This window comes from Proteus mirabilis ATCC 29906, assembly GCF_000160755.1.
Lineage (GTDB): Bacteria > Pseudomonadota > Gammaproteobacteria > Enterobacterales > Enterobacteriaceae > Proteus > Proteus mirabilis.
The window spans coordinates 1,098,691-1,115,337 of sequence record NZ_GG668576.1 but is presented as its reverse complement, the minus strand read 5'-3'; the positions used below and the strand labels follow the sequence as shown (position 1 = coordinate 1,115,337).

12 protein-coding genes are annotated in these 16,647 nt (G+C 35.2%); 7 read left to right on the top strand and 5 right to left on the bottom strand.

The window, feature by feature from the left end; all coding sequences use genetic code 11:
- Positions 1 to 340: 340 nt before the first annotated feature.
- Complete coding sequence (locus HMPREF0693_RS05120; protein WP_004243952.1) at positions 341 to 1,027, bottom strand: fimbrial protein; 687 nt, start codon at positions 1,025 to 1,027, stop codon at positions 341 to 343.
- Positions 1,028 to 1,728: 701 nt separating this feature from the next.
- Complete coding sequence (locus tag HMPREF0693_RS05115; protein WP_036932188.1) at positions 1,729 to 1,992, bottom strand: MafI family immunity protein; 264 nt, start codon at positions 1,990 to 1,992, stop codon at positions 1,729 to 1,731.
- Positions 1,993 to 2,233: 241 nt separating this feature from the next.
- On the opposite strand from HMPREF0693_RS05115, the gene HMPREF0693_RS05110 reads away from it, so the two are divergent.
- Positions 2,234 to 5,092 (top strand): tetratricopeptide repeat protein, encoded by a 2,859-nt coding sequence (locus HMPREF0693_RS05110; protein ID WP_036932186.1) that lies wholly within the window; start codon positions 2,234 to 2,236, stop codon positions 5,090 to 5,092.
- Positions 5,093 to 5,208: 116 nt separating this feature from the next.
- Here the strand turns inward: HMPREF0693_RS05110 and HMPREF0693_RS05105 are convergent, their stop codons facing one another.
- Positions 5,209 to 5,916 carry a hypothetical protein gene (locus HMPREF0693_RS05105; protein WP_004243947.1) on the bottom strand — a complete coding sequence of 236 codons (708 nt, stop codon included), beginning with the start codon at positions 5,914 to 5,916 and terminating at the stop codon, positions 5,209 to 5,211.
- A gap of 528 nt (positions 5,917 to 6,444) precedes the next feature.
- On the opposite strand from HMPREF0693_RS05105, the gene HMPREF0693_RS05100 reads away from it, so the two are divergent.
- On the top strand, positions 6,445 to 7,572 hold the full coding sequence (locus HMPREF0693_RS05100; protein ID WP_004243946.1) for a hypothetical protein: 1,128 nt from the start codon (positions 6,445 to 6,447) through the stop codon (positions 7,570 to 7,572).
- A 126-nt stretch (positions 7,573 to 7,698) separates the two neighbouring features.
- On the opposite strand, the gene HMPREF0693_RS05095 is transcribed toward HMPREF0693_RS05100, so the two are convergent.
- Complete coding sequence (locus tag HMPREF0693_RS05095) at positions 7,699 to 8,394, bottom strand: DUF1120 domain-containing protein (RefSeq protein ID WP_004243945.1); 696 nt, start codon at positions 8,392 to 8,394, stop codon at positions 7,699 to 7,701.
- Positions 8,395 to 8,775: 381 nt separating this feature from the next.
- On the opposite strand from HMPREF0693_RS05095, the gene HMPREF0693_RS05090 reads away from it, so the two are divergent.
- Positions 8,776 to 8,955 (top strand): hypothetical protein, encoded by a 180-nt coding sequence (locus HMPREF0693_RS05090; RefSeq protein WP_004243943.1) that lies wholly within the window; start codon positions 8,776 to 8,778, stop codon positions 8,953 to 8,955.
- Between the two features lie 68 nt (positions 8,956 to 9,023).
- Here the strand turns inward: HMPREF0693_RS05090 and HMPREF0693_RS19690 are convergent, their stop codons facing one another.
- A complete protein-coding gene (locus HMPREF0693_RS19690) occupies positions 9,024 to 9,149 on the bottom strand; it encodes a hypothetical protein (RefSeq protein ID WP_263281902.1) in 126 nt (41 codons plus the stop codon).
- A gap of 188 nt (positions 9,150 to 9,337) precedes the next feature.
- On the opposite strand from HMPREF0693_RS19690, the gene HMPREF0693_RS05085 reads away from it, so the two are divergent.
- From HMPREF0693_RS05085 to HMPREF0693_RS05070, 4 genes are all read left to right on the top strand, one after another.
- On the top strand, positions 9,338 to 9,907 hold the full coding sequence (locus tag HMPREF0693_RS05085; RefSeq protein WP_004243941.1) for a hypothetical protein: 570 nt from the start codon (positions 9,338 to 9,340) through the stop codon (positions 9,905 to 9,907).
- Between the two features lie 174 nt (positions 9,908 to 10,081).
- Positions 10,082 to 11,686, top strand: coding sequence for a class I SAM-dependent DNA methyltransferase (locus tag HMPREF0693_RS05080; RefSeq protein ID WP_004243939.1), 1,605 nt, complete (start codon positions 10,082 to 10,084; stop codon positions 11,684 to 11,686).
- On the top strand, positions 11,676 to 13,085 hold the full coding sequence (locus HMPREF0693_RS05075; protein WP_004243938.1) for a restriction endonuclease subunit S: 1,410 nt from the start codon (positions 11,676 to 11,678) through the stop codon (positions 13,083 to 13,085). Before HMPREF0693_RS05080 ends, HMPREF0693_RS05075 begins: the two co-directional genes overlap by 11 nt.
- Before the next feature lie 251 nt (positions 13,086 to 13,336).
- Positions 13,337 to 16,615, top strand: a complete 3,279-nt coding sequence (locus tag HMPREF0693_RS05070) for a type I restriction endonuclease subunit R (protein WP_004243936.1) — start codon at positions 13,337 to 13,339, stop codon at positions 16,613 to 16,615.
- The last annotated feature ends 32 nt before the right edge of the window (positions 16,616 to 16,647 follow it).

Sequence of the window (16,647 nt, the reverse complement as noted above, 5' to 3'; positions counted from 1 at the left end):
AAGATATTTTTTAAAGTTAATTATTTTTGGTTGTTGTGTCATATTTTAAGTATTAATACTGATAATTTATATTAATAAAAATAGTTAGAGTGCAGAGTTTGGATTAACGAAGATAGAGATATTTCCTCACGCTTTTGACGAAAGAGGGGGATTCTTTTTTTGTTATCGTTATAGTAATTACTCTCTTATTGGCATGTGATTAAGTTTAGCTGAAGGGTTGATTGGTGGTTTTTAGGTATCAGCACGATCAGTACACAGCATTATAGATAAGTTGATAACACAAGATAATCACAATAAAAATTAACATATATTATATTGTGATTATCAATGATTTTGAAATTTAGACACCAAAGTTAAAAGTAAAAACAGCTTCACCTATATAATTAATTCCATCAGTTAAATCGATATTGTTTTGTGCCAATTTTTTTCTTGATAAAATATACGCATACCTACTTTCGTTATAAGCTCCTATTTGTATTTTTGCATTAAACACTTTTCCAGCTATTAGTTTTAAATTGTTTTTATCAACCTGGGCTTGAGGTTCACTAGTTAACGCTGTTAAGGTATCTTTAAAAATAGTTGCAGACGATCCAGTCCAAATCTTATCTGCCACTCTTCCTAAATAAGCTCGTTTATTATCAACTTTGATATCAATGACATCAATTATATATCCACCAATCTCTTGTTCTGTATTTTTTGCATTAACTAATCCAAAAACGCTAATTTTCGCTGAATCTGTTGAACTTGTTTTATAAGTATCTGATACCTTAAGTGTTAAATAATTGCTTGCATCACAGGATATTTTGATATTGGCACTCTTAGCTCCTAGTGCGTAATTTTCCTCAGCAGGAATAAAAGAGGGGGATATTACACCATAATCAATAATAATATCATTATCACCAGCATTAACGGTGCAAGTAGGGGGAGTAATATCACCGTTTATTTTTAAGTTAGCGCCTGGTGGAGTAGCTAATGCTGGTGTTGACATTACAATCAGCGTAGCAAGACTAAATAGCAATTTTTTCATATAGCCATTCCTTTTTATAAATTTAAAAATATAAATAATACTCTATAATACACAATCTATAATTTTATTTAATTACAAATTGATATATTTTTAATTTATCTAATTAAGATATTCTTAAAGTGATTGTTATTTTATATTTATTCTATTTTTAAACTGTAGCTATCCAATTATCATAGATATTACTAAAGATAAAAATAATTTTTATCTTTTTTAGAGTAAGTGTAGAGTAATTTTAAAAATTAAATTGTTATTGTTTTGATGATGGTAAGTTAATTATTTATTAATATTTGTTCTTTATAGATAACTCTATTTATATTTGTAGACGAACCATGATTAAGGACTATTGGAGTATCGCTTTCAACCATAAAAGTAGATATTTTATCTTGATTTGCAGCTATACCATTTCTATTACTCAGTCTGCGGTCTTCATATCGGTAAATAAGGTACTGCCTTGCGACTGGTGGCTGTCGGTGTGGGTTTCGCTTTTCGACGGTTGGCATTAGTGCGCAGTTGTAAGGCAAAAAGCTAGACAGCTAAAGAAGAAGGGGGGTAAAACCAGACACTATACAGTGGGTTACTTACCGAACAGGGGGGTAACCTAACCCTAGCCCACAACTCACTATTATCGGTAAGTGGCTGAAGGGATGAGATAAATACAAAAGATCCTAGTATTGAACTAGGATCTTTTCATTGACCCTAATTCACTTAATATTATCTGGATTTATATATAAATATCTATCATCTAACTCAAGATTTAGCTTATTTACAATACCAATGATCTGCTTATACTCATCACTGGTTATTACGACATCATAGTCAGCTATGTGATCGCATAACGTTTCAAAAGCTAAAATACTTTCTGAGTGGTCTATATATTCTAAGTCAAAATCAACAATATCAGGCGCCAAACGCCCTTTCAGATTTTCACCTAAACGTCTAATATCTTGATTAATGTCCGTAACAATCGCTGACCTCTATTAGTTTTTTATTGAGGACTAACAAAATCCCTTGGCTACCCAAGCTGCTGAATAATACGACACAACGAGGGCTGATTATAGAGTGGAGTATTGAATGTCAATCAATTTTTATAACAAATCTAAATAAATTAATATAAAAATATAAATAAAAGAATAGCAATTATATTGATTTTAATTTTTACTATTGTGCTATATTTATATAAAAAGAATGAGCTTTAAAAGGAATATTATGTCTCGTAAAATTAAAAATATATTTATCTCCATTTTTTTAGTATTTATGGCCTTGGGGTTTTATCTCAATAAAAATCAAATCCAACCACAGTCAAAGCCAAATGGTTATAGCTATTATCAAAAAGGTGACTATAAAGAGGCATTTAATTATTTTTCACAACATGCGCAAAGTGATCCGCAAGCAGCATTTAGTTTAGCAATGATGTATTGGGATGGCATAGGGGTTGATAAAAATGCCTTAGCTTCACAAAAATGGTTAATAAAATCAGCAAATTTACAAAATAAAAATGCACTTTATAATTTAGGATATTTACGTAACAAAGGATTAATCCAAAGCCCTACTGATGATGCTCAAGGATTAACGTCATTAACTAAAGCTGCTGATTTAGGCTCTTCAATAGCGAAAGATTTTTTACATGACCTTAATTTTCCTGTGATTTATTATGATCAAAAAGAATATACGCTACTCCCTATTTATGGTGAGCAATCTTGGTCTGAAAAAAAAAGAACACTTGAAGAATTAGAAAAATTAGCAGAAGAAGGCAATAAAGAAGCTGTATATCAATATTTAGAGAATAATGATTCAGTAAAACAATCAAAAAAGACTAAAAATATGATACGTCCTTTTATTGAAGAAAAAGATCCTAAAATGATGTATTTAAAATATAAGTTAATAAGTCAAGATATTAACTTACTTTTTGATTCAGCATATTTGAACTATCCTGAGGCAACATATCTTCTGTATCAAATCTACAAGGGTGATAAGAAAAACTATCCCCTTCAAGAAAATTCTTTTTTAGCTAATATATATTTAAAAAAATCTGCTGATTTAGCGCATCATGATGGATTAATTAAAATAATAGAGAAATTAAATAATAGTGATACATTATCATCAAATTATTTTAGAAACTTGCTTGAAAAATATATTAATACATTATTATTGAAATATCCAAACTCTCCACAAGCCATGCTAGCGCTCGCTAATGTCTATTTAAAACCAAATAGTAGTTTTTATAATTTTGAAAAAGCGCTCAAGCTGGTAGAGAGATCATATAATATACAGCCATCTCCTGAAAGTAAATTATTATTGGCTAAATTATATTCTAATAGTGAGAGGGTTCATCAGAATATTAGAAAAGCAGTTAGTTTTCTGCAAGAAAACATAACTAATGATAAATTGACAGGTAAAAGCCAAAGAGAATTAGTAAAAATATATTTTGATTTTGGTGCTTCTGATTATCTTAAAAAAGAAGAGATTGTGAATATTTTAAGAGAGAGTGTAATTAAAAATAAATCAGCGGGTACATTTAATCAAAACTATAGCTTAGCTCATTTTTATGCAGATCTTCTTTTAGAAGAAAATGTCGCCAATAATGAAGAATATGCTTTTTCATTATATCAAAAAGCACGAGGTTATGCCTATGAAGCTACTTTTCATCAAGCAATTGCGACTATTAAATATAAAAATATAATAGATGATCAAGGTCTTATTAATATTGTTTCAGAATTGAAAGATGATTTAGAAAGCAGAAGGTTGACCGAAAAAAAACGACAGGAAGGATATAGTATTCTTTTCCGATATGGAATGGATTCACAGTATGTAATTGATTTTATTGTGGAACGTTCGCTATATGATGATAAAATAAGAAAGGCTATTCAACCATTATTAAGTCAAAATACAAATCTTGCATTTCAATATACAATAAAGAATATAATACATGAGAACTCAGCTAACAATATTAATGAAGATAATTTAAAAAAATATTATAAGGATATATTTAAATTAGCTGAAATAGGTTCTATTGATGCAATTAAATTTATTATTACAAAAGAGTATAAAGATAAGAGTGCTGGTGATGAAATTTATCAAGACTATTCTTTTGATAAGTTAACTAATATCACTATTAAGGAACGTTTGGCTTGGCGAAAAAAATGTGCAGATTTAGGTGATTTTATTTGCTTAAAAGAATTAGCTATAATTTATCGAGACGGTAAAGAGGGGGTTAGAAAGAACATTGCGAAAGCATCTGAATATGAACGACGTATTAGCATCAATTCGTCTCACTTTGAGCTGGAATCAGAAAAATATGAAATAGATAGAAGATGGAAGGAAAAAAGAGATAATACACTTGATTATTTACTAAACCAAAAAGAGAGTAGTAAACAACAACTAGAATTAGCAAGATTTTATAGTATTGAAGATAGTGGAAGAAGTTTAATTTATGCCAAAAAAGCATATGATTTAGGAAATAAAGAAGCGGCTGAGTTAATTTATTGGTACTATATGCAAAATATCTGTGAAGATAAAGATAATATCAATAAAGCAGACTACTATCTTAAAGAATGGCTAACAACAGGAGAAGAACCTAGTAAATACAGCTCTTCTAATGAATACAAATATTCTAGTATTAGTATCATTGCTGATTATTATTTAGAGTCACCGTGTTTAGTTGAACGAAACCTTGATAAGGCTATTGAGTGGTATCAATTATCGTTAGATTATCCATATGAAATAAATGATTTTTTGTATTCTGAATTAAATAATATGTATACTAATGCACCAAAATACATAAGTAAGGATCCTTTCGTGAATGTGTATTTATCTACACTAAAAAATCATAACGATTATATTTTAGATATGAATATTCGATTAGGAAAAATGAATTTTGCAATATCTTCTTTTGACAAACTTTATGAAGCACTTCTACTCAAAGGTGATGTGAAAGAAGCATATTATTATGGTTTACTATTAAATTATGATGTGAATAATGTCGCTATGTTTTATTCTTTATCTGACATTGAGCGTAAAAATATTGAATATCGTGTTGCTGATTATTTAAAAGAAATACAAAAATAATTTTATGTTATATGAGAAGTCCTTAATTATATTAAATTTTGAGGGGTTCTTATTGATAGCAAAAGATAATCACAATATAAATTTTAATTATATTGTGATTATCAATTACTTTAAAATTAGACACCAAAATTAAAAGTGAGAACAGCCTCCCCGATAAAATCTAAACCATTAGATAAATCTATTCCTTTTTTACTTAATTCATCTCTAGATAAAATAAAGGTTTGAGTAGGATTACTTTCAATTCCCTGTCTGAAATTTGCTTGGAAAATTTCACCTGAAATTAGAGCCAGAGAGCCTTTATCAACCGATTCTGTCTGTTGTTTTGATGTCCAACCATTGGTTGGCCCTTTATATAGGACATTATAGTAGTTAGTCCCTGTGATAGCAGCATCGTTTGCTCGTGAAATATACGCAGGTTTGCCATCAACAGTCACATTATCCCATACAAAATAAGCTGCTCCAACCGCAGTTTCAGGATTTGCTTTATCTACTAAATGAAACCAGTCTGACGTATTATTAACGCTTAATTCTGTATTATCATAAGTATCAGACGCAACAAAGGTTAAATATGTTTTTGCATCACATTCAACTGTAACTGTATTTTGAACCATACTGGCAGGATAAGAATAAATTTTCGATTGAGGGATAAGTGTTGGGCTTATGACTCCGTAATCGAAAATTACATCACTTTGTGTTGCTCCATTAATAGTACAAGTTGGTGGCTTAATATCACCGTTGATTTTTAAGTTAGCTACAGGGGATTTAGCCAACACTGGCGTAGATATTATCGCCAGCATAGTAAGGCTAAGTAATAATTTTTTCATATCATTATTCCTTTTTAGAGGATAAATAACAAAGCAATATTATATAATACACCTTTTGTTTATTTATTTAATGATATCTGAATATATTTTTAATATATCTAATTTAGACTTTCTTAAACTGAGTTTATTTTAATGTCTAATATTATCTAAAAGTGATAATTAAAAATAGACCTTTTATATCGCTAATAGCTATTTTATTTTTTTTCAAGTGCATTTGTGTGCAGATTATTGTCAGAGCAATCAAGCTATAAGGTGAGAATACGTGAAATGGAATAAGCATAGAAAGTGAAAAAAGAACGCAGGAGAAAATCTTAAAATGATGTTTGTTAACAGTTATTGAAAATATTATCTTACTAAAAATAGCGGGAATGATTCTTTTTTAGAATGCTTTTCTTTACTTTGTTTTTATTTTAGTTTTTATATGGAATAATGATTTTTATTCTTATTGTTAGAGATAAAAATCAATAATAATCATATAATAAATAATATATAGATGGTTCTATCTGTCATTATGCTTGGTGGTGAAAATTGAAAACGATAACTATTAAAATCAGTCTTTTTGTTTTGTCACTGTTTTTCCCTCTCCTAACAAAAGCACTTGTTATTCCAGATAATGGAACGGGGTATATAGGTGAATTAACGCCTCCTCAATCATATATGTCACTTCGTAGTAGTGGTAATTACTATGGAGCGGCTGTAGGTGTTAATAATGTTGTAGATTATTGTAGTAAAAACAGTGCGCAATGGCAGAATTTTTTATTCCCATTCCCAGGAAGTCAAGAGGGGGAGTACGGATTAAAATTATATAATAAAAACGTAAGTGAAGAGGAAAATAGGGAAAATTATTTAGTTGCAGCTATCAATGGAATAGTATCTATCGATGCGTTGTATTATCAGAATGGATTACCTTCCCCGACAAGAATTACCCTGCGTCGAGGAAAAGAAATTTCTAGAACAGAGGAATATTCTAATCAATTTGTCTATCGTCACCCAATGTGCTGGTATGGTAATTTATCACGTGTAAGTAATACTAGCTTGAGAATAAGCTCTTATTCTATTTATGCAGTAGGCCATGTTAAACCCGGTATTTACGATTTTGTAGCTCCAATATATTTTACTACAGCTCAAACAGCAACCTCAGGCGGGGCTAATCCAGATCTATCTTCAGTTCCTTTTTCATTTGGTAATGGTCCTATTCACGTCTTAAAAACATGTAATGTTTCTCCTGCTAGCTCAACAAATATACAATTTGCCGCTCAACTAGCACAAAATTTTAAGTCAGCCAAGTTACTTGAGCAAAGTGTCGCTAGTATGCTTGTCTCTTGCCCTCATTCAGGAAATATGTACGTGACATTAAAACCCTATAATGAGCTAGTCAATGCAAGTAAAACGGGGATGACAATGTCTCCCAATATCCCTTTGAAAGATAAAGAAGTCGCACCTTATATTACTGTATCTGATGCAGCTAAAAAAATAACTAATGCAGTATGTAATAATAATTCTGCCGAGGCCTTAGAGTTTTATGCAGGACAATCTTTGGGAAAATATAATGGGGGATCTGTTTATAAGTCATTATCATTTAACCTTTGTGCCAATGGAAATATACCTACGAATACTTATAAAGGAAGTATTGATGTATCGTTCCTGATTGAATGATGTGCTAATTTGATATTCAGAACATTGATAGCGTACTAAGTACTGTTAAGTACTGTTAAATTTTTAACGTAAAAGATAATCACAATATAAAAATTAATGATATTGTGATTATCAATTACTTTAAAATTAGACACCAAAGTTAAAAGTGAGAACAGCTTCTCCCATAAAATCTAAACCATTAGATAAATCTATTCCTTTTTTACTTAATTCATCTCTAGATAAAATAAAAGTACTCATTGTCATTCCTTGTCTAAAACTTGCTTGGAAAATTTCACCTGAAATTAGAGCCAAGGCGTTTTTATCAACGCTTGTTTGTTTTTCTGATGTCCAACCATTGGTTGGCCCTTTATATAGGGCGTTATTGTAGCTGGTTCCTGTAATAGACACATCGTTTGCTCGTGAAATATACGCAGGTTTGCTATCGACAGTCACATTATCCCATGCGAAGAATGCCGCACCAACCGCGGTTTCAGGATTTGCTTTATCAACTAAATGAAACCAGCCTGATGTATTATTAACACTTAATTCTGTATCAGCATAAGTGTCAGATGCAGTAAATGTTAAATATGTTTTTGCATCACATTCAATCGTAACTGTATTTTGAACTCCAATGTCAGAATAAGAGTAGACAGTCGATTGAGGGATAAGTGTTGGGCTTATGACTCCGTAATCAAAAATAACATCACGCTGTGTCGCCCCATTAACAGTACAAGTTGGTGGCTTAATATCACCGTTGATTTTTAAGTTAGCTACAGGGGATTTAGCCAACACTGGCGTAGATATTATCGCCAGCATAGTAAGGCTAAGTAATAATTTTTTCATATCATTATTCCTTTTTAGAGGATAAATAACAAAACAATATTATATAATACACCTTTTGTTTATTTATTTAATGATATCTGAATATATTTTTAATATATCCAATTTAGACTCTCTTAAACTGAGTTTATTTTAATATCTAATATTATCTAAAAAAGATAATTTAAAATGGAGTTTTAATTTTAATTTTAATTTTAATTTTAATTTTAATTTTTAATAGATATGTAATGTTTATATTTAATGGTTGAAATTTATAATGTGATACTCTTATTTAGAGTGTTTTGTGTTTCAATATAAAAACGATAAGATAATAAACGCATTAAAACGCTTCACTCCAATTGCTGGGGGAGTTAGTCGAGTCCAATTATCCAATGGTTTCGATAGATGTCTAAAAATTATTATCTTTCCCTAGCCACCGACACCTTAGCCAGTTCTAGATTACTAGCCAAGCAGTTAGAAAATATTGGGGATGATGCGTTTAAACTAGCACAATTGCTGGCATCCGATAAAACAGCTATAGTAGCAGAACAAGGTCTGTTTGCATTAAAAGATTTAGCTAAATAGATATAAATATATAACCATTTGGGGCATTTAATCTTAAATTTTTTAGCTACATCATCTACAATTTCGGCTTATTTAATACCGTTACGAGGGATCGTATTCGCTAATGTTCTACCGTCAACATACTGTAGTTCTCGAACAAGTAGATGTAGAATTTCTTCATCTGATTTATTATAGTTTTTAGCGTTCAGCAACACACTTTTTACTTTATCTGACATTGATAAACCAAACTTTCCAGTATTGGTTATGTAATTAATCAGTAAATCGATGCCATTTTAGAGTTTGAAATAATAGTTCTTATTGTTTTCACGAAAGGTTATGGCAATAAATAGGTCGATAGTTCGAACTATAAATAATTAATTTAGGGAAATAAATTAAGGTTTTTATGGAATACCAATTCAAATCATACAGTAAAGGTAGCAAGAAAAAATCATTACCTTCTTACATCTTTGTTATCCTGTACTGCTCTTGGTTAGCTTATCTATTTTTGTCGCTTTATTTAGGCGATAACATTGTATTATTTGAATGGCTTCCTAAATGGACGATTATTATTATTTTTGCTATTTTCACAGGGATTATTGGGGGAATATGGCACCCTTTCTTTCGCCCATCAAAGTATGTTATCAGTGATTATTATTGGGGGGCTTTTCTTGGCCTTATGATAATTATTCCAACTTTTAATGTGCTTGCTTATTTATCATTAGACCAAACAATTCACTACCAAACACAATATCATATCGTCTCGCCAGGGCCTGAACGTCTTAAAGCCCCTCAATGTGAATATGGTATACGGATAAAAGAAATTTATACAGGGGAATGGGTTTTTTGGTGTATTAGAGATCCAAAATCGAAAACCAAGGAAAATACGGGAACCGTATGGGTTACAGCAAAAACAGGGCCTATTGGTGCAGATATTGTTGATTATCAGTTTTACCCTCCTAACGCTCAGCAATAAATATGGGGTATCTAGGTTGATATAATTTAGCTTTTACCACCCAAACCAACCTGATTTTATGAGATAATCTTAACCAAACCTATTTTGTATATATTATCGGCAGTTAGCGTAAAAATAACCGACGCTAACTTAGCGCTTGCCGATAATAACTGATAAAAAAGAGAATCTATCGACATGGCTAAATCACCCGCGAAGAAAACAACCAAAGGCTTTGAAGAAACCCTTTGGGATACTGCTAATCAACTGCGTGGCAGTGTTGAATCTTCTGAGTATAAGCATGTGGTACTCAGTTTGGTGTTCCTGAAATTTATCAGTGATAAATTCGAAGCCAAACGCAGCCAATTAATCAAAAATGGTCAGGAAGCTTTTGTTGATATGGATGTTTTCTATCAACAAGATAACGTTTTCTTTTTGCCACAAGTATCCCGTTGGTCTTACGTCCAAGAGCGTGCGAAACAAGACGATATCGCGGTGATTATTGACACTGCATTATCCACCATCGAAAAAAGTAACGCATCATTGACGGGTGCATTACCAGATAACTATTTTTCCCGCCAAGGGCTAGAGCCGAAAAAGCTCGCTTCACTTATCGACAGCATTGAAAACATCAATACCCTCGCCACGGAATGTGGGGTAGGGGAAGAAGATCTAGTTGGTCGCGTTTATGAATATTTCTTAGGGCGTTTTGCCGCCAGCGAAGGTAAAGGTGGGGGCGAGTTCTATACGCCAAAATCGGTAGTTACATTACTTGCTGAAATGCTCGAACCTTATCAAGGCAAAGTATATGACCCGTGCTGTGGCTCCGGCGGTATGTTTGTGCAGTCACTAAAGTTTGTCGAAAGCCACCAAGGGAAAAGCAAAGATATTGCAATTTACGGGCAGGAACTGACTAGCACCACCTATAAACTGGCGAAAATGAACTTGGCGGTAAGGGGGCTAACAGGCAATTTAGGGGAGCGCCCTGCGGATACCTTTTTTGCCGACCAACACCCTGATCTAAAAGCCGATTTTATTATGGCGAATCCGCCGTTTAACTTAAAAGATTGGCGCAATGAAGCCGAACTGACTAATGATCCGCGTTTTGCCGGCTTCCGCACGCCACCGACGGGCAACGCTAACTATGCGTGGATCTTACATATGCTGTCTAAGCTGAGTGAAGATGGTGTTGCGGGGTTTGTGTTAGCCAACGGTTCGATGAGTTCGAATACCAGCGGTGAGGGTGAAATTCGCCAAAAACTCATCGAAGATGATCGTATTGAGTGCATGATTGCACTACCCGGTCAGCTCTTTTTTACCACACAAATCCCTGTTTGCTTATGGTTTATTAGTAAAAGTAAACAAGCCAGTGCCAAATATGGTTATCGTGATCGCCAAGGGGAAACCTTGTTTATCGATGCCCGTCACCTCGGCACTATGATAAGCCGTACCCAAAAAGAGCTTACCGCAGAGGATATCGCCACTATCGCTGATACCTTCCATGCGTGGCGCAGTAGTGAAAGTGAATTGAAACGTCGTATTGCTACCAAAGAAATCGGTATTGAGCAGTATCAAGATCAGGCGGGCTTTTGCAAAGTTGCTACCCTTGATGATATCAAGGCCAATGATTTTGTATTAACACCCGGGCGTTATGTGGGCGCTGCGGAGGTTAAAGATGATGGTGTGGCATTTGAAACCAAGATGCAGGAACTGACCCAAACCCTTTATCGTCAGATGAATGAAGCGGCAGAGCTAGATAAAGCGATCCGTAAAAATATGGAGGCGTTGGGTTATGGGGAGTAAATTTGAAACTAGGTTACTTGGTGAACTTTGTCATGAGATAACAGTTGGTTTTGTTGGTACGATGACGAATGAATATATCGAAAATGGTATTCCATTTTTGCGTTCAAAAAATATTGAGGAGTATGATGTTAAATGGGATGACATGAAGTATGTGTCATCTGCGTTTCATAAAAAACTTTCTAAGTCCGTCCTCAAACCGGGCGATGTTGCAATTGTGAGAACCGGAAAGCCAGGAACTACATGCGTTATACCAAATGACCTTCGAGAGGCTAATTGTTCAGACATAGTTATTGCTCGAGTTAATAACGAGCTACTATGTCCACATTACTTATCGTATTTCATGAATGCAATGGCTCATGGGCAAGTAAATGCTCATATTGTAGGAGCTGTGCAGCAACACTTTAATGTCAGCTCAGCTAAAAAATTGGAAATACCGCTACCTTCTAGAGTGAAGCAAACTAAGATTGTTCAAGTACTTAAGACTCTGGATGATAAATTAAAACTCAACCGCCAAATCAACCAAACCCTAGAACAAATGGCGCAAACCCTATTTAAATCATGGTTTGTAGATTTTGATCCTGTGGTTGATAACGCACTAGATGCTGGTTTTTTTGAACAGGATTTAGCTTTCTCTGATGAATTACTGCGTCGGGTTGAAGTGCGCAAAGCAGTACGCGAAAGTGATAATTTTAAACCGTTATCAGAGGATATTCGGCGGTTATTTCCTAATGCGTTTGAAGAATGTGCTGAGCCTGCATTAGGGCTTGGCGGTTGGATGCCGAAAGGGTGGATGAGTAAAAGTATATCTGATGCTATTTTTATTAATCCGAAAGTAAATTTAGCTAAAGATACTGTTGCGAAATTTGTTGATATGAAAGCCCTTTCAACTAGCGGATATTCAATAGAAGAAGTTAGTGAAAAGCCTTTTTCGGGAGGAATGAAATTTCAGAATAACGATATATTATTGGCTCGTATAACACCGTGCTTAGAAAATGGTAAAACTGGAATAGTAGATTTCCTGTCAGAAAATGAAGCTGGTTTTGGTTCAACTGAATTCATTATTCTTCGTGGTAATAAAAACATACATTACTCATATATTGCCTGTTTAGCTCGATATGAATCATTTAGGCAACACGTTATACAAAGTATGGTTGGTTCATCAGGGCGCCAGAGAGTTCAGAATGGGTGCTTTAATGACTATAAAATTGCAGTGCCCTCTGGCGAAGTAATGAATAGATTTGCTGATATAGTTTCACCTTCGTTTAAAAAGTTAACACAGAATACAAATGAAAGCCGTTCATTAACTAAACTCCGAGACACACTCCTCCCAAAACTTATCTCCGGCGAGCTGTCTTTGAGTGATATAAAAATAGATATTCCAGAAGAAACACTTATTTAATTTATTCGACCGCTTCACATTTTTCTTATTGTGAGGCGGTTTTTGTTATCGAATCAATTAAACTATCTTAATTAAAACAACTCAATATACTCGTTATCCTTCAAGTTGCTGCGTTGTTGGCTACGCTCAATAACCCGAATCACTTACTCCAGTAAGCTCATCGGGATTATTTCCCTTGCCGCCTAGCGGCAACTCGAATGATTTAGAGTATAAAAACGAATTCGCTAAAAATAAAAAAAGAAGCCACTGATATGAGCCATATCTTCACTGAAGCCAAATTGGAACAGGCGATAATAGAACTGTTAGGACAACATACAAACAATGCTGGGCAAACCTGCTATCCGCATTATCTCGGCATTACTATTCCTCGCAAAAACAACAGTGAAGTATTGATAGTGGATGATTTGCGCCAGTATCTTGCTAAACAGTATCAAGCAGATGGCATCACCGACGGTGAGATCACCAGGATTGTACAGCAGTTGCAATCTCTCCCTGCGAGTGATCTCTACCAAAGCAACAAAACCTTCTGCCATTGGCTCAGTAACGGCTTTTTACTTAAGCGTGAAGATCGCAACCAAAAAGACCTATATATCGAACTTATCGATACTCAAACCTTGCCCTCTCAGTTAGAGAGGTTATTTGCAGGGGAAGTCGAGCTATCCGTAGCAGATAATAATCGCTATCGGCTAGTTAATCAGTTAGAAATAGAAGGTCAGGCGCGAGACGGCGGGGTGCAACTGCGCATCCCTGATGCGATTTTATACGTCAATGGGCTACCGCTGGTGGTCTTTGAATTCAAATCGGCAGTGCGTGAGGAAGAGGCAACGCTATTTGATGCATGGACACAGCTTTGTGTGCGTTATCGTCGCGATATTCCCAAGTTATTTGTCTATAACGCCTTGTGTATCTTGAGCGATGGCGTGAATAACAAGATGGGTAATCTATTTGCCCCTTATGAATTCTACTACGCATGGCGTAAAATTAACGGCAACGAATCAACGGAAAAGCAGGGCATCAACGGCCTGTACACCTTAATTGAAGGGTTATTCCATCCTGCTCGTTTATTGGACGTACTAAAAAACTTTGTTTTCTTCCCAGATACCAGTAAGCATGAAGTGAAAGTGTGCTGCCGCTACCCACAGTATTACGCGGCTCGTAAGCTCTATTACAACATTGAGAAAGAGCGTAAACAGATCACTGCGGATGGTGAAAATATCGGTGGTAGTGGTAAAGGGGGCACCTACTTTGGCGCCACAGGGTGTGGTAAAAGCTACACCATGCAGTTTTTAGCGCGTCTATTGATGAAAAGCGTCGATTTTGCCAGCCCAACGATTATTTTAATCACTGATCGCACTGATCTTGATGAACAGTTGGCAAAACAGTTTTGCAATGCAAAAGCTTTTATTGGCGATGAAATTATTGTGCCCGTCACCAGTCGCCAAGATTTACGTGATAAGCTAGCAGGGCGTGCTAGTGGCGGGGTATTCCTCACCACTATTCATAAATTTACTGAAGATATCCAACTGCTTTCTGAGCGCAGTAATATTATCTGTATCTCAGATGAAGCTCACCGTAGCCAAATCAATCTCGACCAAAAAATCATCATCAACCAAGAAGACGGTACGGTTAAAAAGACCTACGGCTTTGCTAAATATCTACATGATTCACTGCCGAATGCTACTTACGTTGGTTTTACCGGAACGCCTATCGATGCCACCTTAGATGTCTTCGGGGAAACTATCGATAGCTACACCATGACCGAGTCGGTAAATGATGAAATCACCGTGCGCATTGTGTACGAAGGGCGTGCGGCTAAAATTGCCCTTGATAACAGCAAACTGGAAGAGATCGAACGTTATTATCAAGAATGTGAAGCCCAAGGCACTAGCGAATATCAGATAGAAGAAAGCAAAAAAGCCATGGCGAACATGAACTCTATTTTGGGTGATCCTGATCGTATTGATGCGTTAGCGAAAGATTTTGCGCAACATTATGAAAAACGAGTAGAAGAAGGTTCTACCATCAAAGGGAAAGCGATGGTGGTTTGTGCTAGCCGTGATATAGCTTATGCGTTTTATCAGAACCTAAAATTACAACGGCCAGAGTGGTTTGAAGCGAAACAGGCAATTGACGGTGTGGAACTCACCGAACAAGAGAAAAGCGAGTTAATGCCTTTACCAATGGTCAATATGGTGATGACTCGTGGGAAAGATGATCATGAGGCGATGTATAACTTACTGGGAACAAAAGACTACCGCAGAGAGTTAGATAAACAGTTTAAGAACCCGAAATCCAACTTTAAAATCGCCATTGTGGTGGATATGTGGCTGACGGGCTTTGATGTGCCTGAGCTAGATACCATCTATATCGATAAGCCGCTGCAAAAGCATAACCTTATTCAAACCATTTCTCGAGTGAATCGTCGTTTTGAGGGGAAAGAGAAGGGGCTGGTTGTTGACTATATCGGAATTAAAAGCCGTATGAATATGGCGCTGGCGATGTATTCTAAAGCCGATAAGTCTAACTTTGAAGATATACAGCAGTCTATCGTTGAAGTTCGTAATCATCTCCATTTACTTTCACAGGTATTTCATCAATTCGATAGTCGCGATTACTTTTCAGGCTCGCCAACACGGCAATTAGACTGCCTTAATCGGGCGGCTGAGTTTGTCCTGCAAACCAAGAAAATTGAACTGCGCTTTATGGGCTTAGTAAAGCGGTTGAAAGCCGCTTATGATATTTGCGTGGGCAGTGAAGATATCACCCAAGATGAACGTGAACATATCCATTTTTATTTGGCTGTACGCTCTATAGTCTATAAATTAACCAAAGGTGATGCCCCAGATACGGCGCAGATGAATCAAAAAGTACGTGAGATGATAGCGGAAGCCCTTAAAGCCGAAGGCGTGGAAGAGATCTTCACTTTAGGGGATGAAAAAGCTGAAAATATCGATATTTTTGATGATGAATACATGGCTCGTATCAATAAAATCAAGTTGCCGAATACCAAAATGCAACTGTTGCAAAAGATGCTTCAAAAGGCCATTAGTGATTTCCAAAAGGTCAATCAGCTGCAAGGAATTAATTTCTCCAAGCGATTCCAAGCATTGGTTGAGCAGTATAACCAACGCAAAGAAAATGATGTGCTCAATGGCGAAGAGTTCGACGATTTCACTGCACAAATGGCGGATATGATTTATGACATCAAGGCAGAAATGATGTCGTTTGAGGATATCGGCATCGATATGGAGGAGAAAGCCTTCCTCGATATTTTGCAGCATATGTGCCAGAAATACGATTTCACCTACGATGACGACAAAATGCTGGCACTTGCTAAGGACATGAAACTTATTGTCGATGACAGCACACAATACCCTGACTGGAGCAACCGGGAAGATATTAAAGCGAAGCTGAAAGTTGACTTGATTTTGTTATTACACCGTTATGGTTTCCCTCCAGTGGCGAATGACGAAGTATATAAAAGTGTACTGGAACAAGCCGAGAACTTTAAGAAATATCAATTGGGGTGATTGGTAATCGCTGAAATATCGAAGGTGACTCT

Coding starts and splice junctions, on each gene's coding strand:
- HMPREF0693_RS05120 (WP_004243952.1), bottom strand. CDS start 1,027: ATGAAAAAATTGCTATTTAGTCTTGCTACGCTGATTGTAATGTCAACA.
- HMPREF0693_RS05110 (WP_036932186.1), top strand. CDS start 2,234: ATGTCTCGTAAAATTAAAAATATATTTATCTCCATTTTTTTAGTATTT.
- HMPREF0693_RS05105 (WP_004243947.1), bottom strand. CDS start 5,916: ATGAAAAAATTATTACTTAGCCTTACTATGCTGGCGATAATATCTACG.
- HMPREF0693_RS05095 (WP_004243945.1), bottom strand. CDS start 8,394: ATGAAAAAATTATTACTTAGCCTTACTATGCTGGCGATAATATCTACG.
- HMPREF0693_RS05090 (WP_004243943.1), top strand. CDS start 8,776: ATGTCTAAAAATTATTATCTTTCCCTAGCCACCGACACCTTAGCCAGT.
- HMPREF0693_RS05085 (WP_004243941.1), top strand. CDS start 9,338: ATGGAATACCAATTCAAATCATACAGTAAAGGTAGCAAGAAAAAATCA.
- HMPREF0693_RS05080 (WP_004243939.1), top strand. CDS start 10,082: ATGGCTAAATCACCCGCGAAGAAAACAACCAAAGGCTTTGAAGAAACC.
- HMPREF0693_RS05075 (WP_004243938.1), top strand. CDS start 11,676: ATGGGGAGTAAATTTGAAACTAGGTTACTTGGTGAACTTTGTCATGAG.
- HMPREF0693_RS05070 (WP_004243936.1), top strand. CDS start 13,337: ATGAGCCATATCTTCACTGAAGCCAAATTGGAACAGGCGATAATAGAA.